Source organism: Hadarchaeum sp. (SeqCode) (genome assembly GCF_049969415.1).
Taxonomy (GTDB): Archaea; Hadarchaeota; Hadarchaeia; order Hadarchaeales; family Hadarchaeaceae; genus Hadarchaeum.
In genome coordinates this window covers 1-20,356 of sequence record NZ_JBMFOX010000016.1, presented here as the reverse complement: position 1 = coordinate 20,356, position 20,356 = coordinate 1, and the positions used below count along the sequence as shown (strand labels likewise).

At 58.6% G+C, this 20,356-nt stretch carries 23 protein-coding genes, 3 tRNA genes and 1 other RNA gene; 11 read left to right on the top strand and 16 right to left on the bottom strand.

Going from position 1 to position 20,356, the window contains the following annotated elements; genetic code table 11:
* Positions 1 to 59: 59 nt before the first annotated feature.
* Positions 60 to 593 carry a TIGR00295 family protein gene (locus ACP5PX_RS04870; RefSeq protein ID WP_428084556.1) on the top strand — a complete coding sequence of 178 codons (534 nt, stop codon included), beginning with the start codon at positions 60 to 62 and terminating at the stop codon, positions 591 to 593.
* A 73-nt stretch (positions 594 to 666) separates the two neighbouring features.
* Here the strand turns inward: ACP5PX_RS04870 and ACP5PX_RS04865 are convergent.
* The 7 genes from ACP5PX_RS04865 to ACP5PX_RS04835 all read right to left on the bottom strand — a co-directional run bounded on the left by ACP5PX_RS04865 (position 667) and on the right by ACP5PX_RS04835 (position 4,875).
* A tRNA-Val gene (locus ACP5PX_RS04865) sits at positions 667 to 739 on the bottom strand.
* Between the two features lie 42 nt (positions 740 to 781).
* The gene (locus tag ACP5PX_RS04860; RefSeq protein WP_428084535.1) at positions 782 to 1,945 is read right to left on the bottom strand and encodes a hypothetical protein; all 1,164 of its coding nucleotides are present in this window, start codon (positions 1,943 to 1,945) and stop codon (positions 782 to 784) included.
* Between the two features lie 99 nt (positions 1,946 to 2,044).
* Positions 2,045 to 2,148 (bottom strand) — tRNA-Ser (locus ACP5PX_RS04855).
* Between the two features lie 51 nt (positions 2,149 to 2,199).
* An RNA gene (ffs, locus tag ACP5PX_RS04850) (signal recognition particle sRNA) lies at positions 2,200 to 2,507 on the bottom strand.
* A 6-nt stretch (positions 2,508 to 2,513) separates the two neighbouring features.
* The gene (locus tag ACP5PX_RS04845) at positions 2,514 to 3,473 is read right to left on the bottom strand and encodes a TIGR00269 family protein (protein ID WP_428084533.1); all 960 of its coding nucleotides are present in this window, start codon (positions 3,471 to 3,473) and stop codon (positions 2,514 to 2,516) included.
* The gene (thiS, locus tag ACP5PX_RS04840; protein WP_428084531.1) at positions 3,474 to 3,686 is read right to left on the bottom strand and encodes a sulfur carrier protein ThiS; all 213 of its coding nucleotides are present in this window, start codon (positions 3,684 to 3,686) and stop codon (positions 3,474 to 3,476) included. It abuts the gene before it with no gap.
* Between the two features lie 4 nt (positions 3,687 to 3,690).
* Positions 3,691 to 4,875: a site-2 protease family protein gene (locus ACP5PX_RS04835; RefSeq protein WP_428084529.1), complete on the bottom strand. Its 1,185-nt coding sequence runs from the start codon at positions 4,873 to 4,875 to the stop codon at positions 3,691 to 3,693.
* Between the two features lie 68 nt (positions 4,876 to 4,943).
* Here ACP5PX_RS04835 and cutA point away from each other — a divergent pair, with 68 nt between their 5' ends.
* The 3 genes from cutA to ACP5PX_RS04820 are packed head-to-tail and all read left to right on the top strand — an operon-like array spanning position 4,944 to position 6,514.
* Positions 4,944 to 5,255: a divalent-cation tolerance protein CutA gene (cutA, locus tag ACP5PX_RS04830; RefSeq protein ID WP_428084527.1), complete on the top strand. Its 312-nt coding sequence runs from the start codon at positions 4,944 to 4,946 to the stop codon at positions 5,253 to 5,255.
* A gap of 4 nt (positions 5,256 to 5,259) precedes the next feature.
* Positions 5,260 to 5,799, top strand: coding sequence for a flavin reductase family protein (locus ACP5PX_RS04825; protein ID WP_428084525.1), 540 nt, complete (start codon positions 5,260 to 5,262; stop codon positions 5,797 to 5,799).
* A 4-nt stretch (positions 5,800 to 5,803) separates the two neighbouring features.
* Entirely contained in the window at positions 5,804 to 6,514 is a 711-nt protein-coding gene (locus ACP5PX_RS04820; RefSeq protein WP_428084523.1) for a nucleotidyltransferase domain-containing protein, read from the top strand.
* Here the strand turns inward: ACP5PX_RS04820 and lysS are convergent.
* Entirely contained in the window at positions 6,495 to 8,084 is a 1,590-nt protein-coding gene (gene lysS / locus ACP5PX_RS04815; protein WP_428084521.1) for a lysine--tRNA ligase, read from the bottom strand. The two genes, ACP5PX_RS04820 and lysS, sit on opposite strands and share 20 nt — an antisense overlap.
* Before the next feature lie 52 nt (positions 8,085 to 8,136).
* Here lysS and ACP5PX_RS04810 point away from each other — a divergent pair, with 52 nt between their 5' ends.
* A complete protein-coding gene (locus ACP5PX_RS04810; RefSeq protein WP_428084519.1) occupies positions 8,137 to 9,306 on the top strand; it encodes a pyridoxal phosphate-dependent aminotransferase in 1,170 nt (389 codons plus the stop codon).
* Here ACP5PX_RS04810 and ACP5PX_RS04805 read toward each other — a convergent pair.
* Both ACP5PX_RS04805 and ACP5PX_RS04800 read right to left on the bottom strand, forming a co-directional pair.
* Positions 9,269 to 9,964, bottom strand: a complete 696-nt coding sequence (locus ACP5PX_RS04805; protein WP_428084517.1) for an ERCC4 domain-containing protein — start codon at positions 9,962 to 9,964, stop codon at positions 9,269 to 9,271. The genes ACP5PX_RS04810 and ACP5PX_RS04805 overlap by 38 nt on opposite strands.
* Before the next feature lie 54 nt (positions 9,965 to 10,018).
* Positions 10,019 to 10,420, bottom strand: a complete 402-nt coding sequence (locus ACP5PX_RS04800; RefSeq protein ID WP_428084515.1) for a hypothetical protein — start codon at positions 10,418 to 10,420, stop codon at positions 10,019 to 10,021.
* A 20-nt stretch (positions 10,421 to 10,440) separates the two neighbouring features.
* On the opposite strand from ACP5PX_RS04800, the gene rqcH reads away from it, so the two are divergent.
* Entirely contained in the window at positions 10,441 to 12,381 is a 1,941-nt protein-coding gene (gene rqcH / locus ACP5PX_RS04795) for a ribosome rescue protein RqcH (RefSeq protein WP_428084513.1), read from the top strand.
* Positions 12,382 to 12,400: 19 nt separating this feature from the next.
* On the opposite strand, the gene ACP5PX_RS04790 is transcribed toward rqcH, so the two are convergent.
* Positions 12,401 to 12,529, bottom strand: a tRNA-Thr gene (locus ACP5PX_RS04790).
* 157 nt (positions 12,530 to 12,686) lie between these two features.
* Between ACP5PX_RS04790 and proC the strand changes: the two genes are divergently transcribed.
* From proC to ACP5PX_RS04770, 4 genes are all read left to right on the top strand, one after another.
* A complete protein-coding gene (gene proC, locus ACP5PX_RS04785; protein ID WP_428084511.1) occupies positions 12,687 to 13,475 on the top strand; it encodes a pyrroline-5-carboxylate reductase in 789 nt (262 codons plus the stop codon).
* A gap of 68 nt (positions 13,476 to 13,543) precedes the next feature.
* On the top strand, positions 13,544 to 14,332 hold the full coding sequence (gene larB, locus ACP5PX_RS04780; protein WP_428084509.1) for a nickel pincer cofactor biosynthesis protein LarB: 789 nt from the start codon (positions 13,544 to 13,546) through the stop codon (positions 14,330 to 14,332).
* Between the two features lie 69 nt (positions 14,333 to 14,401).
* Positions 14,402 to 15,829, top strand: a complete 1,428-nt coding sequence (locus ACP5PX_RS04775) for a B12-binding domain-containing radical SAM protein (RefSeq protein WP_428084507.1) — start codon at positions 14,402 to 14,404, stop codon at positions 15,827 to 15,829.
* A 9-nt stretch (positions 15,830 to 15,838) separates the two neighbouring features.
* Positions 15,839 to 16,555 carry a hypothetical protein gene (locus ACP5PX_RS04770; protein WP_428084505.1) on the top strand — a complete coding sequence of 239 codons (717 nt, stop codon included), beginning with the start codon at positions 15,839 to 15,841 and terminating at the stop codon, positions 16,553 to 16,555.
* Here the strand turns inward: ACP5PX_RS04770 and ACP5PX_RS04765 are convergent.
* The 4 genes from ACP5PX_RS04765 to ACP5PX_RS04750 are packed head-to-tail and all read right to left on the bottom strand — an operon-like array spanning position 16,552 to position 17,930.
* Complete coding sequence (locus ACP5PX_RS04765) at positions 16,552 to 16,911, bottom strand: zinc ribbon domain-containing protein (protein WP_428084503.1); 360 nt, start codon at positions 16,909 to 16,911, stop codon at positions 16,552 to 16,554. The genes ACP5PX_RS04770 and ACP5PX_RS04765 overlap by 4 nt on opposite strands.
* A 5-nt stretch (positions 16,912 to 16,916) precedes the next feature.
* Positions 16,917 to 17,399 (bottom strand): hypothetical protein, encoded by a 483-nt coding sequence (locus ACP5PX_RS04760; RefSeq protein WP_428084501.1) that lies wholly within the window; start codon positions 17,397 to 17,399, stop codon positions 16,917 to 16,919.
* A gap of 5 nt (positions 17,400 to 17,404) precedes the next feature.
* A complete protein-coding gene (locus tag ACP5PX_RS04755; RefSeq protein ID WP_428084499.1) occupies positions 17,405 to 17,713 on the bottom strand; it encodes a zinc-ribbon domain-containing protein in 309 nt (102 codons plus the stop codon).
* Between the two features lie 28 nt (positions 17,714 to 17,741).
* On the bottom strand, positions 17,742 to 17,930 hold the full coding sequence (locus ACP5PX_RS04750; RefSeq protein ID WP_428084497.1) for a hypothetical protein: 189 nt from the start codon (positions 17,928 to 17,930) through the stop codon (positions 17,742 to 17,744).
* A gap of 110 nt (positions 17,931 to 18,040) precedes the next feature.
* On the opposite strand from ACP5PX_RS04750, the gene ACP5PX_RS04745 reads away from it, so the two are divergent.
* Entirely contained in the window at positions 18,041 to 19,924 is a 1,884-nt protein-coding gene (locus tag ACP5PX_RS04745) for a hypothetical protein (protein ID WP_428084495.1), read from the top strand.
* A gap of 95 nt (positions 19,925 to 20,019) precedes the next feature.
* Here ACP5PX_RS04745 and ACP5PX_RS04740 read toward each other — a convergent pair whose 3' ends face one another.
* Complete coding sequence (locus ACP5PX_RS04740; protein ID WP_428084493.1) at positions 20,020 to 20,301, bottom strand: hypothetical protein; 282 nt, start codon at positions 20,299 to 20,301, stop codon at positions 20,020 to 20,022.
* Between the last annotated feature and the right edge of the window lie 55 nt (positions 20,302 to 20,356).

Sequence of the window (20,356 nt, the reverse complement as noted above, 5' to 3'; positions counted from 1 at the left end):
ACCCGCGCCACTCAAAAGAGATAAGAAACTAAAATTCCACGAGTCATAAGGAGAGGATGATCGAAAGAGACAGAGCCCTCGCTGCCCTGCGTGAGGCCGGTTGTTCGACAAAAGTTATCGAGCACTGCCTCGCCGTCGAGCGCACGGCACTTTCCATCGCCAAAAAAATCGCCGCCAACGGGCACCGAATTGACCTAGGGTTGGTCAGCCTGGGCGGGCTCCTACACGACATCGGCAGGGCAAAGACGCACGGTATTGAACACGGGGTCGAGGGCGGGAAAATCCTCAGAAAGCTAGGTTTGGTGGAACTCGTACCCTTCGCCGAAAGGCACCTGGGCGCGGGTATTCCGGCCGAGGAAGCAAGGGCGCTGGGGTTGCCTGCTCGAGACTTCGTGCCGCTGACAATCGAGGAAAAAGTGGTTACCTACGCAGACAAGCTCGTCTCAGGTAACAAGCGGGGCACCTACAGGCAGGCCGTCGAATGGTTTAAATCTAAGCTCGGCCCGCAGCACCCGGCCCTCAGCCGCTTCAAAATCCTGCACGAGGAAATCAAAAATTTAATGAAAAAGAAGAAACAGCCGAAAAAGGCCTGAGACAACACTTCAAGTTATTTGGTCACCAGATTCGGAAGTTCAACGTTTCTGACCAATATTTTTATTGATCAAGTGGGCCCGGAGGGATTCGAACCCTCGATCTCTACCTTGTAAGGGTAGCGTCTTAACCACTGGACTACGGGCCCCAACTAACTTTTGCTCCGCCATAAAAAGAATAACCCGTGTCTTCACTTCAATCCGATGACCAACGCCAGCACTACTTCAATCGCGATCAGGAGGATGATGAGGAGCTCCAGCGTCCTCGCGCGGTGGACATCGACCCGCTCCATCGCCATCGCATAGAGCTCCTGAAGCTGGTTCAGCTTTCTGTCCACAAGCGCCAGCCAATCCTGGATGCGAAAGCGCTCGCTCGCTATCCGGTAGAGCTTTCCCAGATACCAGTCACCGGTAAATTTAAGGATGTTCCTCATGTCCTCCACCAAGTCCGTCACCTCGACCCGCCACTCGGCCAGTTCCCCGGCGGCGAGAGCGAGCTTGCCGTACCAGCGCCGGCCCCAAAGCATCCCGACCCTGGCCCCGGTGAAAACGGCGTACAGGGAATCGTAGGCGCGCTCCAGCCGCATGTCGAGGAGCTTGTCATAGGTCTTGAGCTCAAGCAGCTGGATCTTGGCCAGCTCGATCATATGTTCGAGTTCATCCATGTAGTTAACCGCGCCGCTCATCAGCGCAGAATACCAGTCGACGATCACGATGTCATCCTCAGAGTAGCTGAGATAGCTCTTGAGTGCGTCCTCCACCTCCTTGTCGCTGAGCCTTCGCCATTCCTTTTCCCCGCGAAGGATGCCGGCCGTCTGCTTGCGGAACCTCCTCAGAAAATCCTGCGCCTTCAGCTTCGGGGATGACTCCGTTATCATGATGAGGGTATATGTTTCAGGATGCTTATAGGCGGGATAGGGTGAGGTTAGAGCCGGCTTGATCGTCTCCAGCAACTTCTCAAAATACTCGCGGGCCAACGTCTCAAACTCCACCTCGGTGCCCGAAACCTTCACCGGATGTTCATCGAGCCTTACCAGCCTTATCAAACTCTTCAAGCTCGCGTTTCTGAATTCTATGACGATGTAAATCTCGATTACTCCGATGGGAAAAATTCTGCCATCCACCCTCGCCTCGTGACCGTCGATGTTTTTGGTCCCGAAACTAATCTCCAGCGGCTGGAGACCAACCTCCCCATATTTTGGGGCAAGCACTCGCAAACGCTTGGGCGCGACCCGGTGGATTACATTCAGCTTCTCCAGCGGCACCTTTTCCAGTTCCACTTCTCCGCCGCAGTCATAGAAGTACTGAAAGACGACGCGACCGGTGAGTGATTGCTCGCTTTGTAAGGTGGACATAACTATCAAAATAAACTCAACGTTCGGGGTTAAAAGAACAGGTAGGTGAAGAACTGGCACGCAGATCTTTCCAAAAATGGCGTTACGAAAATTTAGCGCTGGCGCGGGGGAGGGGATTTGAACCCCTGAGGCGCGATGCGCCAACAGGTACCTGCAGGTCCACCTTAGCAACCTGCCGCCATACCTGGCTTGGCTACCCCCGCACAGACATTAATCTGACCTCAGTTTATTAAAAGAGCTGCTGAGCCGGGCGGCGGCGGGCACGCCCGCGGTTGACGCCTTCCCTGCGCACCGATGGCTAGCCCCAAGCTCCATCCCGTTTGCCATCAGCGCCGCACGTCCTCCCCACCCTTGCTGACTTCCGCCCCTGGGGGATTCAGGAGGCAAGGGCAGTTAATTCAGACCCTACGGCCTGAACCCTGCCGCCGCCGACCCGATGGGACAGGACTTCGTCGCCGGTAGCTAGGTCGACGCGCAGTTCCGAGCGCCGTCCGCAGGCTTCGGCCCACCGTGAACCCCATTTGTGGTACAGGCAAGGGGTAGCTGCCCACCTAGCCCGCCGCCAAAATTAACTATCTCGCTCAGAAATAAGGTTCTTTCGTCCCTTCGCCAGCCCGAGGCCCTGAAGCAGCTCACACGTCTTGCACAGCCGGGTGGATGTCGGTTCCCCGCACCTCTCGCACCTTTTCACCTCAAATTCCGGGGTGGCCGACTTCAGGTGGGGCTTGATCTCCTCAAACATCCGGAGAATCATGAACTTCGAGTTCGGGTGATTGGCCTCAAGGCTGTTTAAGAAATCCCGGATCTCGGTGTGAATTCCGCTCGCGTAGGGGCAGACGGCGAGATGAACCTTTATTCCCTTGAGCAGCGCGTAGAGCGCGACCTCCTTCTCCGGAATCTCCCGCAGCGGTTTAATCCTAGGCACGAAGCCCTCAAGTGGGATGTAGATGGGTCCCAGCCGGTAGAGCCGGGAAAGATCCGCCCGGACGTAGTTCAGCATTATCGCCTGCGTCTCATCGTCCAAATTGTGACCCGTGGCCAGCTTATCCGCGCTCAACTCCCGGGCAGCTTGATTAAGGAGGGAACGGCGCATGACGCCGCAGTAGGTGCAGGGATTCAATCCCGTGCCTCTCTTGGCCGCAATTTTGACCATTTCATCCAAGGTGACGCCGAACACACTCTTGAAACTGATCACGTAGTGCTCGACGCCCAGCACCTCGGCGTTCTCCCTGGCTACGGGGAGGCTCTCGTCGCGGTAGCCCCTGATGCCCTCATCCACCGTGATGGCCACCACCTCGCAACGCTTTCCCCGGCAGTAATTGGTGAGCAGATGCAGGCAGGCAACGCTGTCCTTTCCCCCGGAAACGGCCACAGCGACCCTCTCGCCCGGCAAGACGAGCCGGTAGTTGTTGACCGCCCGGCGAAACCTTCGCTCAACGCTCTTTATCATGCAGCGGTCACACAGGAAAACCCCGGCGTAACGCCGGTGGTAAACGGCTCTTCGGCCGCAGAAGCTGCACCTGAGCACTCAACCACCCGTCACTACCGGCAGGATTTCAACGAGGTCTCCCTTTCTCAGGCGCTCCTCCTCAGCGACGATCCTGCCGTTTAACCTCACCACCACAGTCTCACGATTCTGACCGACCTTCCGGAGCAACTCGGCGACGGTGGTTCCGGGAGCAACCCTTAACCTGCGCGAAGACCTCTGACCGGCAATCTTCACCTTAATCTCAACCGTCATTGCATCACCAGAGGTAGGGCAGGAAGTTGGCCAGAATTATGCCCAGCACGATGATCGACAGCGCCCGGGTGATTTGCTTGGCCCGCTCCTCCGAAACCACCTTTTCCAATATCCCCCTGAGAATGTAGCCGCCGTCGAGAGGAACCGCCGGCATCAGGTTAAACAGCCCGATGCCAATGTTCAGGACGAATATCCACTTTAGGATGTCGATCACCGCCCACGGCACCAAAGCCTCAAAGACGAAGGGATGAAAGACGTTGCCCCCCATGAGCTCGGACATCGCCGTCCAGAGGACGAAGAGCGGGTTGACGAAATTCCAGCGCGAAAATGCCGAAAGGAGGGCCACGCCGAGATAGCCCCGGTTCTCAACGCTGGGGTGCTGTGCCAGCGTGATCACCATCTCCCCCGCGCTGGTCACCAGCCGCACGTTGTCCCCGGGCCTGGTCAGGCTCATGAACCTCTCGAAGTCCTCAGGAGTATTTATCTGAAAGTTGTCAACGGAATAAATCCTCATGCCGGGGGTGATGCCGTAATTGTCGGCGGGGTAATCCTTGGCGACGGCATAGACATAGGCCCCGGGTTTCGGAACGATGAGGAGGACGATTATCAGCAGACAGAGCAGCGCAAACAGGACGTTGGAAAAGGCCCCGGCGGCATACATCCTCAGCCGCTTCAGGACCGGTGCTTTGGCGAGCTGCTTCTCGTCGGGCTCAACAAAGGCCCCGGGGATCGCCACGACCAGCATGCCACCCACCGACTTAATCCTTAAACCCTGAGAGCTGAGCAGGAAGCCGTGGGCAAACTCATGGACGAGAAGGACTGTGGCGATGGCGATTATCCAAGCCAGCGGAGTTAGGCCGGGAACCAACCCGGGCAGCACCAGCTGGACGCCGGCAACCGCCGCCTTGGGCTGGGTCAACAGGACCATCAGGTTGAGCACCAGGTTGATGAAGACGAAGACCATCAGCCCTATCCCGGCCACGACGGCGAAGTCACCGTAAATACGCCAGAATCCCCTCGCCTTGCCGACCCGCCTTATGAAATTAAGGCCGCGCTTGGTGCGCCACATCATTACGCCCGGAGAGATGGAAAAACCGTGTTTCCTCAGGTTGAACCAGCGGTCGATCAGGCCGAGGGCGACCCAGAACAGGATGAACATGGCCACGATGAAAAGAATCTCCTCGTACACCGGCAGCACCGTAGAAAATACCACCGGTAATCTTTAAACATATGCGCTAATCCTTTTGCTTGAGAAAAATGTACTCCATCGTGCTGACGACGGTGAAGGACCGGCGCGAGGCGAACAAAATTGCCCGCGCCTTAGTCTCGGAGAGGCTGGCCGCATGCGTGAACATCGTCCCTCAAGTCTCATCGATCTACCGGTGGCAGGGAAAGGTCGCAAGGTCGAGGGAGTTGCTCCTGTTGATAAAAACATCGACGAAGGAGATGGACCGGTTAATGGCAAGGATCAAGGAGCTCCACAGCTACCAAGTGCCCGAGATTATCTCAGTTAAAGTTCAACGGGGCTGGCCGCAATATTTAAAGTGGCTGAAGGAAAGTCTGGACTGATTGTATGCAGGTAGACCTGAGAGACGCATATCTGCTGATCGCGCCTAGGCCCATCGTCCTCATCACCACCGTGGATAAACAGGGAAGGATAAACGCGGCCCCGATGTCCTGGGTGACCCCCGTCGAGTCCGACCCGCCCACAGTCGCCTTCTCCACCAGCTATGAGAGCGACACCTACCACAACATCTGTGAGACGGAGGAGTTTGTGATCAACCTAGTTCCGGAAAAGATCAAGAAGCAGATGTACCTCTGCAGCAAAAACTTCCCCCGCGGGGTCAACGAGCTGGAAAAGGCCAAGCTGTCCTGGGAGCCGTCCCTGAAGGTAAAGCCGCCGAGAGTTGTTGAATGTCCCGCCAACCTGGAGTGCAAGCTGGACTGGAAGCACGAGGGTCCGGAATACGTGGTGATCGGTGGCAGGGTCGTGGCCGCTAACGCGCAAAGGGACGCCTTTAAAGACGGCAGAATAAACGTGTCCTTTGTCAGGCCGCTGCTTCATATTTCCGACAAAAATTTTGCTGTAGCAGAGCGCGAGATAGGGCTTTGATCGCATGGTTAAGCCCGCACGTGTCGCCGACATCCGGGAAGTCATCTACGGTGAAAAGCGGTGGAAAATCCTCGGTGAACTAAGAAAACGTGCCTTGGAGCTGATGCTGCCCCTCGAGGCCTCCGGTTTCAAGCCCATCGTCCATGGCAGCGCCGCTCGGGGAGACGTCGACAAAAACAGCGATGTGGACGTGTTCATCCCGTATGTGGTTCCCTCATTTAAATTGGAGCTGGCCCTGCTGAAGGTGGGGCTCGCCCCCATCAAGAGGGAGATCGTGATGGCCACCCCGTGGCAGCTGCCCAAGGCCCAACTATACATCGAGGATGACCGCTCGGTTGCCTTCCCGCTGGTTAAACCCCGCCAGTCCGAGCTGGAGTTCTATTACTTTGGCGGGGCCGCGGGGGTTGATGAGCTGAAGCGAGAGGTCAGGGTTCCGGGCGTCGATAAAAGGCTTATGCTGATTCAGCCCACCGAGAAGGGCCATTTGGAGAGCCCGGTGATGGGTAACGAGGGCACCGTGGCCAAGGCCTTGGGCGTGGGGCTGGAGATCGTCCGCGAGAGAGTTCAGGTTTTGACGAGGCGGGCCAAGGTGGGGCACACCGGCATCTTTATCCGGAGGGAGCTGGCCCCGAAGGAGAGCTTCGAGGAGGTCTTCCAACAGCTGGTCCGGGAAAACCCGGATATGAAGATCGGCCTTAAAGAGAGGCTTCCCTGAACCTCAAGATGACAAAATCCCTATCCAAGGCGGAGATGAAATTGCCGACGCGGGGCCCGGAATCGCGGCCGAGCAGGACCAGATAGATCGCCCGAAAGAGCTCATTTGGCTTTTGCCCCGTCATCTCGGCCACGGCATAAACGTGGTTATGAAGCTCAACCGGAGTGAACTCCTTCTGGGCCAGGTCATCGGCCAACTGTCTCAACCCCTGCTTCTGCTTCGAGTTAAGCTGCTGGGCCCCTTCCGCCGGCATCCGTTCCAGTACCTTGAACCTCAGGTGCTCCGGCGCATACTGCATCACCCAGTTGCGGGCCAGCTGCATTCGGCGCAGGGCCAGCTTTATCTCCAGCTGGCTGGGGTTGATCAACATCTTCTTGGAGGTCAGGACCTCAAGGATTTTCTTTTCATCGTTGGTGACCTGGGCCAGCACCGCGGCGAACCGGTAGGAGATCCTCCTGATGGGCGTCTCCGAGACCCGCTCCACCTGGGAGAGCTCATAGATGCGCCTCTGCTGCTCCTCCCTCTTGCCCTCCTCAGAGGTCTTACTATAGTAGGCACTCTCAACCATATCGTACTCCTCGATCAGGTCGAGGAGTGGCAGGCCGGGGTCAAACTCCTTCGCCTTCATTGGCTTGCTGCGGAAGATGAAGTAACGGAGAATCTCGGGCTCCGCAATCTCCAACCACTGTTTCAGGGTGAAGACCACACCCTTGGAGGAGGACAGCTTCTTGCCCTTCATGCTCACCCACTCGTAGGGTACGGGGTAAGGCGCCTCGTAATCGAAGACCTTCTCGGCAATCAGCTTGCCCGTGTCGTAGCTGCCTCCGCGCACCGCGTGGTCCTTGCCGAAGGGCTCACAGGTGACGCCGAGGAGCTTCCAGCGCGCGGGCCATTCCACCCTCCAGGTGAGCTTGGCCCCTCCCGAGGTGTAATCGGCCTCACCCTCGTGGCCGCAGCCGGCAACGTATTCCGCGCCCTCGCAGCGGTACCTGACATAGTCCCCATGCCAGGAAATGGCCCGGGTCGTCGATATCCGGCCGCAGTTCTCGCAGATGGCGTCCACGGGCAACCAGCCCTCCGGCAGCGGCCTGTCCCGGTACTGGTTCAGGATAGACCTGATCACCTCTGAATTTTCCAGTGCCTTCCTGATCAGCTCCGCCATTCTCCCCTCGCGGTAAGCCTTGGCACCGGAGTGAACTCTGACCTTTATCCCGAAGTCCTTCAGGGATTCTATGAAGGGCCGGGAAAAATAGTCCACAAAGTCGCGGTAGTCCGGGTCAGGTGAGGGGATGTTGGCGTAGGGGAATCCGAGATACTGCTTGTACCTTTCCGCCAGCTCGCCCTCGTTCAACGGCCAGGGTATGCGCCGCATCGGGTCGTAGTCATCCGCGCACCAGACGGCCTCGGCCTCAAGGCCCAGACCCTCAGCGGCCCGGCGCACGGCGTCGGCGATGAAGACGTCGTTCGAGTGCCCGATGTGAACATGACCGGAGATCGAGATGCCGCTGGCGATGACCTGCTTTCCCCCCCGTTTCAGCAGCTCATTTGCCACGGCGTCTATCCAGTGCATGCAATCGAGTAAAGGATTTTATACGCCAGCCTAAAATGTTAGCGGGACGTCCATGAAGGCCGCCAAAAAGATGATCTCCATACCCCCTTCCAGCACCCTCAAGGTTTTAGCCCTGGCTAAGGAACTGGAACGCTCCGGAAGGAGAATAGTCCACATGGAGGTCGGAGAGCCTGACTTTGATACCCCGGCGCACATCAAGGAGGCCGCCAAGCAGGCCTTGGACAGGGGGATGACGAAGTACACCCCCAGCGCCGGAATTCCTGAGCTGCGGGAGGCGATCGCCGAACACTTTGTCAGGCAGGGGATCGACGTCGCGGCGAAGAACGTGATCGTGACGCCGGGCGCCAAGCACGCCATCTTCTGCGCGCTGGCGGCGGCGCTGGACCCCGGCGACGAGGTCCTGATCCCTAGCCCCTGCTGGACCTACGAGGCGATGGTGAAGATCTGCGGGGGCAAGCCGGTGTTCATCCAGGGGTCGGCGGAGAAGGGCTTCAAGCTCGAGGAGGAAAAGCTGAAAAACGTCATCACCTCCAGATCCCGCCTCCTCCTGCTGAACTATCCCAACAACCCCACCGGCGCGGTGATGAGCGCCGCGGACCTGAAACCGATCCTGGAAATAGCCGCGGACCATGACCTCTGGGTACTCTCCGACGACATTTACAATGTGCTCGTCTACGAGGGCGAGCAGGGCAATCCGCTGAAGTTCCCCGGAATGGCCGAGCGGACGATCAGCATCAACGGGTTCTCCAAGGCCTACGCCATGACCGGCTGGAGGATAGGGTATGCCGTGGCTCCGGCCGACTTCATCACCGAAATGGCGAAGATCCAGGAGGCCTCCACCTCCTGCACCGCCAGCTTCGTGCAGGCGGCCGCGGTCACCGCGTTGAAGGGGCCGCAGGACTTTGTTGCCGAGATGCGCGCCGAGTACCGCCGGCGCCGGGATGTCCTGGTGGCGGGCCTGAACGAGATCGAGGGCATCAGCTGCCTGAAGCCGCAGGGGGCCTTCTACGTCTTCCCGAGCATTGAACAACTGGGGATGAGTTCCTTTGCTTTCTGCGAGTCCCTGCTCAAGAACAAGGGCGTCGCCGCGGTGCCGGGAAGCGGTTTCGGCCCCGGCGGCGAGGGGCACGTGCGGTTGAGCTACGCCACCTCGATGGAAAACATCAAGCTGGCGATAAAGCTGATCAAGGAGTTTGTTGAGGAGCTTCCGGCGCGTAGGTAGCCGTCAGCACATTCCGAATCTCCCGGGCCTTCTCCTTCCCGATGCCGTCAACCTGGCGGAGCTCCTCCTCGGAGGCGCACATGATCTTCTCGACTGTGCCGAAGTGCTCCAGCAGCCTCTTGGCGAGCACCGCGGAGACCCCGGGAAGCCCCTCTACGATGTAGCGCTGGCAATCGGTCAGGGTGAACTTCTTCGGTTCCCCGCGCAGGGCAACCTCCCTTTTCTCCGCGATCTGCTCCCGTCGGGCTATGGCGATGAGGATTGACGCGGTTTCCTTTTCATCCACCGTCGGAATGATGGGGATGCCCACGTCAACGGCCAGGGCCGCCAGCGTGCCACGGATGGCGTTGGGATGTATTGCCCGCCGGTGGTAAAGTCCCTTCCCCTCGATGATCAGCACCGGGCGCTCAAAACACTCCCGCAGCACCCTCGCCTGCGGCATGAGGCGCTTGTCGACTATCGACTGCAGGAAGTCGCTGACGGACTTCCGCTCCACACCGACGCGGTCGCTGAGGATAAAATCGCCCACCTTCAGCTGCCGGATCTCCAGCTCGACCCCCTGCGCCCGGAGCTCATTGATAACTCCCGAAGCCTCCTCACGGTGGTCGGCGATGATCTTGAGCCTCTCCCCGGACAGGGCGTCGATTTTACTCTGCATGCCTCGGGCCACCTCGCTTAACTATTCTCCCCGCGTGATAAAAACCAGGCAGAGCTAAGCGGCCCACCAGATCAACATTATCGTGTAGGTCATGACCCAGAAGATGAACCACATGATGTAGTAGGGCCAGAACCAGATTTTCATCTCGACTTCCTTGGCCTCGGGTCCACTTCTGGTGACCAAGGTGGCGAAGAACAGCCGGAAGCCCCTCAAGTTGGCCATCTGCTTCACCGGCTGCGGCGGGGCCTGCGGTGGAGTCTGCGCCGGGCCCTGAGCACTGGGGGCGGGTGAAGCTGAGCCTCTTTTCAGGAGAGATGTGGTCAGCTTATAAGATATACCGAGAAAGATAAATGCGAAGAGCAAGGCCAGCCAAGCGTTGGGCAGGAAAGCGGAGATGATGCCTGCAAGTATCCCTGCCCCGGAAAACGTGAGGGTGAGCTTTGCCGTTATGTCCATATCATACACCTGGTGAGATCGTGAAGCTGTCGATGACTAGCCTTGACATTATGGTCTGCGTTCGCGAGCTTAAAAACGCTATTGGTGATCGAGTTGAAAATGTCTATGAAGTTGACGGCTCGATCGTCCTGCGGCTGCACTCCAGGGAGGGGGGACGAAAGGACCTGGTAATCCAGCCCGGGTGCAGGGTTCACCTCACCACGCGGGTCTACCGCGCGCCGAAGCAGCCGACCTCATTCGCCATGCTCCTGAGAAAACACCTCGAGAACGCCGAGATCTCGGACGTAAGCCAACCGGATTTCGAGCGCATCGTTGAGATCAGCTTCGCCGCCGGGGAGGGGCGAGTTCTAATCGCCGAACTCTTTGGCGAGGGAAACATTATCCTCTGTGATTCTCAGAAAAACATCATCCAGCCCTACCGCATCGCCACCTGGAAACACCGCTCCCTCAAGGCCGGCGTGCCCTACCTCTACCCTCCCGGCACCGGCGTCGATCCGTTTGGACTTGACGCCGACGGGCTGAGGGAAAAACTGAAGGATGCCCCGGACATCGTCCGGGGGCTGGCGGTGAACCTGGGGCTGGGTGGACCGCTGGCCGAAGAAGTCTGTGCCCGGGCCGAGGTGTCCAAGGGAGTCAAGCCGGGTGAACTTTCGGAAAAGGAGCTGGAGGCCGTCCTAGGCGCCTTGAAGGGTCTCCTCTCCGCGGAGCCGGCACCCTGCATCATCTATGAGGGAGATAAGCCGGTGGACTTCGCCCCGCTGGATTTCAAGACTCACCTAGGCCAGAAGGTGAAAAGGTTCAGCTCGTTCAACGAGACCCTCGACGAGTACTTCAGCACCGTGGCGGTGATGGCCGCCAGCGAACGCCGGAGGAAGGAGTACGAGAAAAAGGTGGCGGGTCTGCTCAAGCGACAGCAGGAACAGCAGCAGCAGTTCGGAGAACTTTACCAGAGGTCTTCGGAGGCGAAGAGAAAGGCCGACCTCATCGCCATCCATCACCTCCAGATCAACGAGGCACGAAAAATGCTCGACCGGCTCCGGAGGAGCAAGGGCTGGGAAGGTGCCCTCGAGGCCTTACAGCGATCAAAGGAGGCGGGGGAAAGTTGGGCCCAGCTGATAAAGAGTGTGGACTTCAAGACGGGCAAGATGGAGGTCGAGCTTGCGGGCCAGACGATCGAGCTCGACCCGCGGGCCTCGGCCTTCGAGAACTCGGCGCGATACTACCGGGAATATCGGGAACTCGCCGAGAAGGCGGTGGGTGCCAGAACTGCCCTTGAGGCCACGGAGCGCGAGCTTGAGGCCCTGAGGGCGGGTGCCCCTGAGGTCAAGGTGTCCCCACCGCCGAAGAGGAGGACGCCGAAGTGGTTCGAACATCACCGCTGGTTCATCTCCTCGGACGGACATCTGGTCATTGGAGGGAGGGACGCCAAGGGCAACGCCGAAATCATCGAGAAACACATGGATCCTAACGACCTCTATTTACACGCGGAGATCATCGGCGCACCCCACGTCGTCGTCAAATCGGCGGGCAAGGAAATACCGGAGACCACCATCATCGAGGCCGCCGAGTTTGCCGCCATGCATTCGCGGGCCTGGCGGGAGGGTCTGGGCATCCTCGACGTCTACTGGGCCAAGCCGGACCAGGTCTCAAAGAAGGCACCATCGGGCACCTACCTCCCCAAGGGCAGCTATACCATCCAAGGCAAGCGGAACCTGCTCAAGGTCCCGGTGAGGGCGGCGGTCGGCGTCATGGCGCTCGACGGCGAAAACGTGGTCGTCTGCGGGCCGAAGAGCGCTGTCCAGAAGCACGCGAAAGTTTTCGTCGAGATCTACCCGGGACCCGTGAAGAAATCTGAACTCGCCCGCCAGATACAGGTTAAGTTCAAAATTGCGGGATTTGATGTCCCGGTCGATGAAATAGAGCGGGTGCTGCCGCCGGGGACAGGGGAGATCCGGGAATAATGAAAGGGCTTGGATTTTGTGGAGCCCCGAGCGGGATTTTCGCGTCCCGAATCGAACCCGCGACCTCCACCTCCTTGGCGCGAGATACCAAGGTGGCGCTTGCGGCTTGAGGCTTTCCGCCACAATCTACCGACTGAGCTACCGGGGCTCCATTCTGAGTTCCATCCGGCTTGTTTAAACTTTTCCCATTTAAGTCCGGAATCGTGCCGATCCTCCCATCGCGCAAACAAAATTTTTTCAACGCGTGTTCAGAATGGTGAGGATTAGGACTTTATTATCTGCCGACCATGAATAGTGGGGTTGCGATGAGGGTGGGCGTAATCGGCGGCGGAAATCTCGGTTCCTCGTTGATCAAGGGGTTTCTGAGATCTGGTGTCCTTCAGCCGGATGAAATCGTCGTCAGCGAACCGGACGAGGGAAAGGCGAGGGAGCTGGCCAGGCTCTCGATCGGCGTGACCTCGGACAACAGGGAGCTCGTCCGCGAGTGTGATGTGGTGTTCATTGCCGTAAAACCGGATCTGGTCGAACCCGTGCTCAAGGAGGTCGAGGATCTCTCCGCGGGCAAGCTTTTCGTCTCGGTGGCCGCCGGCGTCTCCACCGCTTTCATCGAGGCTAGGACAAGGGCGAGGGTGATCCGGGCCATGCCGAATCTATGTGGAGCGGTGCTGCAAATGGCCTCAGCCTACTCCAAGGGCTCCCGGGCCACCGCCGAGGACGAAAAAACAGTGGCGCAGCTTCTCGGCAAACTTGGGACCACCTTCCCGGTGGAGGAAGATCTCTTGGGCGCGGTCACCGCGGTCAGCGGCAGCGGGCCCGCATTCTTCTTTTACCTCATGAAGGCGGTGCAGGACGCCGGCGTGGAGCTCGGGCTCCCCAAGGACATCTCCTTCAAGTTGGCCGCCCAGACCGCCCGAGGCGCGAGCGAAATTGTGCTCAACTCTGAGGAAAAAATAGAAGAACTTATTCGTCGGGTTTGCACGCCGCGGGGCACCACCATCGAAGGCATGAAGGTACTGGAGGAAAGGAAGGTCGCCGACGCCATCAAGGAGGCCGTCAAAGCCGCGGCGAGACGGGCCGAGGAAATCTCCCGGTAAACGCCATTTTCAACCGCGACATAGGGATAGCTATTTAGCGAAAACGAGGTTTATTTCATTGGATCGGAATGGGCAAAAATAACGAGCTGCCGGTGGGCCTGAAGGACGTCCTGAAAAAACTTCAGCGCGGTGAAATCACGCTGGAGGAGGCGGAACGCCGGCTATCGGCTTTGAACATCAGGAAGATCAGGGATCTGGCGAGGATCGATCTGGGGCGGGCCTGCCGGACGGGTGTTCCTGAAGTCGTGTTCGCCGAGGGAAAGGACCCTGAAACTGTCGTCGGGGCTGCGGCTGCCCTGGCCAAAGCCAACGGTTACGCCCTCATCACCAGGGCGAACCGAACGCAAATCGCGAGGATAAGGGGAGAATTGGGCCGTGTTTTCGAGGTGGAAATCAACCGCCCGGCGCGCGCGGTGCTGATCAGGAGGAAAGGGCACGTTTTCCCCGAGGAGGGCAAGGTGGGGATACTCGCGGCCGGGACCGCCGACGTGCCCGTCGCTGAGGAGGCCGCCATGGCGGCACGGGTGATGGGCTGCAAGGTCCTCAAGGCCTATGATGTCGGGGTCGCCGGAATTCACCGTCTGTTTGAGCCGCTGGAGCACATGGTCAAAGAAGGGGTCTCGGCCCTCGTCGTCGTGGCCGGGATGGAGGGGACGCTGCCCTCAATAGTCTCGAGCCTCGTCGACGTTCCCGTGATCGGGGTGCCGACCTCCATCGGTTACGGGGTCGGGGTAAAGGGCGTGGGGGCCCTGATCACGATGCTCCAGTCCTGCTCACCCAAGCTCGCCGTGGTCAACATCGACAACGGTTTCGGTGCCGGCGTCTTCGCGGCCGCCATCGCCAGAAGGGCAAGGTGAACTGGTGATCTGGCTACTCCCGAGACACTAAACTTTTACGGCCAATTGCTGAAGGATAACCGTGTCCGGATGAAAGTCCTCTTTGTAGAGCCTCCGAAGGAGATGTGGTTCGTGATGGGGGAATACCTTCCGCCCCCGTTCGGAATCCTGCAGCTGGCGAGCTACCTCGAGGAAAAAGTCAAGGATGTTGAAATCGAGGTGCTGGACTGCCAGGCCGAAAAACTGGACTGGGACGGCCTCGAAAGGCGCATCGAATCTGCCCAGCCCGATATCTTCGCACCCAGCGCCCTTGCCACCTGCAACGCCTACCTCGTGGCCCGGGCGGCGGAGCTGGCAAAGAGGGTCAACCCGGAAATCCTCACCGTCGCCGGAGGCCAGCACTTCACAGCCACGGCCGAGGAAAGCCTGCGGCGCTATCCCGAGATCGATGTTATCGTCAGGGGCGAGGGTGAGCAGACCCTAGCGGAGTTGGTAAAGTCCGTTGACAAAAAATCCTCGCTCTCGCGAATAAAGGGCATCTCCTTCCGGCACGGCAAAGAGGTGAGACACAGCCCGGACCGACCGCTGATAGAGGATCTGGACAGTTTACCTCTGCCGGGCTATCACTTCGTTGAGCACGTCATTCACAAATACCACTTCAGGATGATGTCGGGGGCCAACGCGGGCTACGCGCTGATCGAGGGATCGCGGGGCTGTCCGCACCGGTGCACCTTCTGCTCCCAGTGGAAGCACTGGCGGGGGAAATGGCGGAAGAAATCAGCCCGACGGATTGCCGACGAGATGGAGCTCTGCTACCGAAACTACGGGATCAGGTTCCTCTGGCTGACCGACGACAACTTCGGCCTGGGCCGCCAGACCAGAGAACTCTGCCAGGAGATAAAAAGAGGAGGGATTGGTGATGAGATAATGTGGTTCATGCAGGTTAGGGTCGATGATATCGTCAAACATCAGGACATCCTACCCCTGTCCCGAGCCGCCGGGCTTCACTGGGCCCTAGTCGGCGTTGAAAATCAGAGCCCCGCGGCCCTGAACTCCTTCCGAAAAAAGATAGACCCGAAGGACGCGAAAAGGGCGATGGACCTGCTAAAGAAAAACGACATCTTCGCCCAGGCGACCTTGATCATCGGCAATCGGAAGGACACGAGGGAATCGATCGAAAATCTCCGGGAATTCACCAACGCCATCGACCCCGACCTGGCCATCTTCATGATCCTGACGCCTTTTCCCGGTACCGAACTCTACGAAAAGGCAAAAAGAAACGGCTGGATTGAGGAAGACAACTGGGCCAACTACGATATGGTTCACGCGATCATACCCACGGAAACGCTGACGAAAAAAGAAGTGCAGGAGGAGCTCTACCTCTGCTACCGCAGTTTCTACGGCTCGTTCAGCCGGCGCTTCTCCGGGCTTTTCTCCAGCAACAGGATCAAAAGGAGGACCTACCGTTATCTTGCCGGTCAGGGTTTGTTGAAAGCGCTGCGAGACTTGTTCAGGTGAACCATCGAGATGAAGCGGGATTTCTTACCGGCTTTCTTTCTGGGCGTCTCCCTCTACGGGCTGGCGGTCGCGATGCTGCTCACGCTTTACCCGCCGGTGATCTCCGAGGAAACCACCCTGCGAAAACCTCTGCTGGGATTGCTCTTCGCGCTGATCTGCCTCGGCGGAATGACCGCGGCACTTTTCCCCGGGCCCTGTTCTGAAAAAGCTGGGCTGAAGAAAAGTCGCACAATTTCCGGAACCGGAGCAGGTTTTGCCCGGAAAAAATTTGGTTTTCGGGGACACCACCCCGACTGCGGTAAATTCTCCTCCCATGTCTTCCACGTGGGAAACCGGGCCCTCTGCGCAGGCTGCACCGGTCTTTTCATCGGCGCCATGATAAACCTCGCCGGGACCTTCCTTTACTTCTTCGCCGGTTTTTCGCCCGGAAACCTGACCTTCCTTATCTTGTGGCTGGGTGCGGCAGGGGTCGTGCTCGGCCTGCTCTCGCCGCTACTGTTTCCGCCGTGGTGGCTGGCCCGATCGCTCGCGAATGCCTTCTTTGCCCCCGGGGCCTTTCTGCTGGTGGTTGGGGTTGACGACATGAGCAAAAGCCTCACCGTGGGGCTGTCCCTGCTCGCCCTGACGCTCTTCTGGATTCTAAACAGGCTTTACCTCTCCCGCTGGAGCCACCGCAAGATCTGCCGGGCCTGCGACGACCCCGGCTGCGATTTAAGGGACTTTTAAGAGACCTTTCTCCGCTGGCTCAACCCGTAGATGGCTCCCGCGATTATCAGTATCCCGATGATCATAATCAGCACGGGCCAAACGGAGTTCCAGACGTCCACGTTCCATTTGAACAGGTTGTTGAGCAGGGAGGTAAGGCCGGCGATGATGATTATCGTGCCGATGATCACCGCCACGATCACGCCGCCGTGGGGCAAACCGAAGCATTCCTCCTCGTGCTCCCGCTCGGGTCCGAAGCATGTCCTCCGCTCCGCCCCCCTGCCAGTAACGTAAAGTCGGGCACCGCACTTCTTGCAAACTTCGGCGTCATCGGGATTTTTGGTACCGCACTTGTGGCAGTAAACCAGATGCTTCACCTCCGCTAAATTCTTTGAGCTTTTGCGGGTATAACCCTATTCAGCGTTGCCAGACGGATGGCGCCGCCCAGCACTATCGACCCGCCGAAGAAGGTCAGGATGCAGCCCAGAAAGGTGAACCAGTCGATCGCACCGTTGCTGAGCCAGCTTAAAGAGAAAACTGCCCCGGACCAGAAGAAGATGCTGGAGGCGGTGCTCGCCCTTCTGCCCCACGGCTCCCTGAAGGCAAACCTCAACGCCAAGATGAGGACATTGAAAATGGCGAGCGCAAGGGAAAAGTTAAAGGCAGCGGCATAGAGTCCTAGGTGGCTGGAGGCTGGGGCAAAAAATTTCACGCCCGGGTAAATCTCCTGAAGGGTCAGGTCCTGTAAAAAATCGTGTATCTCTCCGGGCAGGTTGGGGTTCGTGGAGAAAATTGCCCCCACGAGGATCAGGAAGAACCCGAAGGAGAGCAGACCCAGGATGTCCGGTTTACTTTTTTCGCTCAAGAAATTCATCCTCCCGAACGGCGCAGGGACGAAATGGCTGCGGAGACAATCATTATGCCGAAGACGATGAAGGCCGCGGGCCAGATCTCTACGGCCGCTCCATAGAGATGGGAAAGCACTAAACCGGCGCCGAAGAGCATGATTAACAGGCCGACGGTGATCCCGGTCACGGAACCGATCTGCGCCAGAAAAAGGCGATTTCCTCGACTGACGCTCCCCTCGGCGGCCTTTGAGGGACAGAGGCCGCGGCCACACGACCTACATCTCTTTACTCCATCCTCGTTTTCGGCACCACAGTAAGTGCAGTGGACCATGCGATCAGCTTTTGAATTCAGCGCCACTTCACAAAACCGGAATCACCAGCATTAACAGAACCACGATCAGTATCAGAACCAGCAGGATCATGAAAGTGGACATGTCATCGTGCTTTTTTTCCCCGGCCTTCTCCGGGTGAGCCTTAACTTCGTGCTTCACCTCGGGCTTGGGCTTCTCCTCGACTTTCTCCTTATGCTCGACCTTCTTCCTCGGCAACGACCCACCTCCTTTCCAGACCTCCGATAAAAGATTGTAACCTCGGGATAAAAAGCGTAGCGGGAGGGGCACCCACTTATTTTAAAGGCGAAAAACAGGAGTTTGGTAACGTGAGAAAAATTATCATCATCGCGGCGGTGCTGGTCGTCGCCGTTCTGGCCGCAGGTCTGATTATAAACCTGGGCAAGCGACCGCCGGCGGGCACGGAATCCCCTCCGGAGACTACAAACACCACGCCAAGCACGGCTGAGGAGGAACACTACACCTTCACCAGGGACTGGCTCAGAGAGGGAAACATCTGGGTTTTCGACCAGCCCTCAACAGAATATTTGGAGGAACTGGGCGCGACCGGGACGGCCTTCTCAGTCTACTACAGCGGGTTCAACGAATATGAGTGGAACTATGTAAAGGATTTGCACAGAAATGGCTTCAAGGTCACCTCCAACCTCCCCTGCGAGCAGTCCGCAACCACGGAGAACCTGCAGCTCCGGGAGGAGGCCTGTCAGAGGGATGTCTACGGCGACCCTGTCCTGCTGCTGGGTCTGGAGGGCCTTTATAAGATGTGCGGCAACAACCCGCTCTGGCGGGATTTTCTCATGAACCGCATAGCGGAGCAGGCGAGAGGGGACGTAGACGGGATCCTCCTCGACGAGCCCGGGGATGTCGGCGACTGCTTCTGCGGCTACTGCATGCAGGCCTTTAACAACTACTTGGCCGAGCACTACTCGCCCGACGAACTGGAGCAGCTTTTCGGAATCACCGACCTCACTGCCTTCAGCTACCGGGAATATCTGCTGGGGCAAGGGGGCGCCCACTGGTGGGACGATCCCAACCCGCAGCTGCAAAGCACGTACCTCCAGTTCCGGTACTTGGAGCGGACGAGGTTCCTCGGGGAGCTCGTCCGGCACGGCAAGCAGGCAGCCGGCTGGGACATCCCAGTGACGGCGAACGTCTATGGGCTGGAGCCGAACCACCAGATCTTCGTGCCCCTTCTCGACTTCGTCATCTTCGAGATGCCGACGATCCCCGAGGCCCATCCCGGCGTTGACTACCTCCGCCCCATTCCGGGCAAGCACTTCGTCACCTATCTCCTTGCCGAGGCGCTGGACCGGGGGAAGCCGTTCTCCGCGTTCCCCGACGTCTTCGACCTCCAGCAACTCTCCGAGGAGGATTGGTGGCTGTGGCGGCACTGGCTGGCCGAGGCGCGGGCCTGCGGGGCCTCCTTCATGCTCCCACACCGGGCCTACGTCTACGGGGGCGGCGCCTACACCATCGCGGCGGAAAAGGTCTCCCCCTACACCCAGTTCTTCGCCCGGCATCCGCAGTACTACGAGAACCTGGACCGGGTGGCGACGGTGGCGCTGCTCCACGACCTACACTCTACGCTGATCAACAGGTTCACCTGGCTCGCCCCCAGCGCCTGGAACAGCTTCAAGAGCATCGGCATCACGCTCCAGGAGGCCCACATCCCGTTCGAGGTCGTCTACCGGGGTGACGGGACCTTCGTCCAGAGGCCGCTGGCGCTGGCAGAGCTGCAGAAATACCGGGTCGTGGTGGTGCCGCGGGACTACGACCTTGACCCTGAGGCGCTGGCCCTCCTCGAGCAGTACGCGGCGGCGGGCGGCCTCGTCATCAGGTGCGACGACCTCGCCGACGACTCACAGCTGGTGCCGGTTCTGCGGGGGCTGGGGGTTGACCTCGGAGTGGAGACGAACGCCGCGGAGGATCTGGGGCTGGTAGTCTACCGGGGGGACAGCTCGCTGCTAATCCACATGCTCAACTACAGGTACGACCGAGGGACAAGGGACTTTTTAGATCTGACCAATGTCGAGGTGACGCTGACGGTCCCCGAAGGCGTGGTTCTGGAGGGGAAGCAGTTGAAAATCATTAGCCCGGATGAAGAGGGAAGAGTTCTGAATTTCTTGTTGCAGGATGGGAAGGTCACCTTCACCGTGCCGAATATCCACTGCTATTCAGTGGCGTCGTTTGAATGAAAACCAGTAAATTCATAAGCTTTCCTTGAAAGATAACGAGATCTGTCGGTTTGGGTTAAATTTTTGTCTGCACACAGATTTGGGACAAAAATAGTTTACACCTCCCTCCCTCGAAGGGCCTTTATATCCTGAGGCGTTAGAACGACGTCTCTGGCGTGGAACTCTACCCCGCCGAATCCCTGAATGAACTTGATCACTTCACCTGCGTCTTTTTTCGAAACGATCACGACGCCCCTCGCCAGCTTGATGTGCGGGATCCCGTCGAGCAGGCCGATCCTCCGGTACTTCTTCCCCCTGGTGCTGGTCACCTGGCCGTAAAACTTCTTGCAGAACTGATTGGCCCGCCTTTGCTCCAAGCGGTTCAGCACGATCACCACAATAGTCCCTAACATCGTTGGGTATATTTACCCAAAAGCTTAAATACTTTGCGTT

Coding starts and splice junctions, on each gene's coding strand:
- ACP5PX_RS04770 (WP_428084505.1), top strand. CDS start 15,839: ATGAAGCGGGATTTCTTACCGGCTTTCTTTCTGGGCGTCTCCCTCTAC.
- lysS (WP_428084521.1), bottom strand. CDS start 8,084: ATGCACTGGATAGACGCCGTGGCAAATGAGCTGCTGAAACGGGGGGGA.
- thiS (WP_428084531.1), bottom strand. CDS start 3,686: ATGACGGTTGAGATTAAGGTGAAGATTGCCGGTCAGAGGTCTTCGCGC.
- ACP5PX_RS04805 (WP_428084517.1), bottom strand. CDS start 9,964: ATGCAGAGTAAAATCGACGCCCTGTCCGGGGAGAGGCTCAAGATCATC.
- ACP5PX_RS04820 (WP_428084523.1), top strand. CDS start 5,804: ATGGTTAAGCCCGCACGTGTCGCCGACATCCGGGAAGTCATCTACGGT.
- larB (WP_428084509.1), top strand. CDS start 13,544: ATGGGCAAAAATAACGAGCTGCCGGTGGGCCTGAAGGACGTCCTGAAA.
- ACP5PX_RS04775 (WP_428084507.1), top strand. CDS start 14,402: ATGAAAGTCCTCTTTGTAGAGCCTCCGAAGGAGATGTGGTTCGTGATG.
- ACP5PX_RS04800 (WP_428084515.1), bottom strand. CDS start 10,420: ATGGACATAACGGCAAAGCTCACCCTCACGTTTTCCGGGGCAGGGATA.
- ACP5PX_RS04810 (WP_428084519.1), top strand. CDS start 8,137: ATGAAGGCCGCCAAAAAGATGATCTCCATACCCCCTTCCAGCACCCTC.
- ACP5PX_RS04825 (WP_428084525.1), top strand. CDS start 5,260: ATGCAGGTAGACCTGAGAGACGCATATCTGCTGATCGCGCCTAGGCCC.
- proC (WP_428084511.1), top strand. CDS start 12,687: ATGAGGGTGGGCGTAATCGGCGGCGGAAATCTCGGTTCCTCGTTGATC.
- cutA (WP_428084527.1), top strand. CDS start 4,944: ATGTACTCCATCGTGCTGACGACGGTGAAGGACCGGCGCGAGGCGAAC.
- ACP5PX_RS04860 (WP_428084535.1), bottom strand. CDS start 1,945: ATGTCCACCTTACAAAGCGAGCAATCACTCACCGGTCGCGTCGTCTTT.
- ACP5PX_RS04755 (WP_428084499.1), bottom strand. CDS start 17,713: ATGGTCCACTGCACTTACTGTGGTGCCGAAAACGAGGATGGAGTAAAG.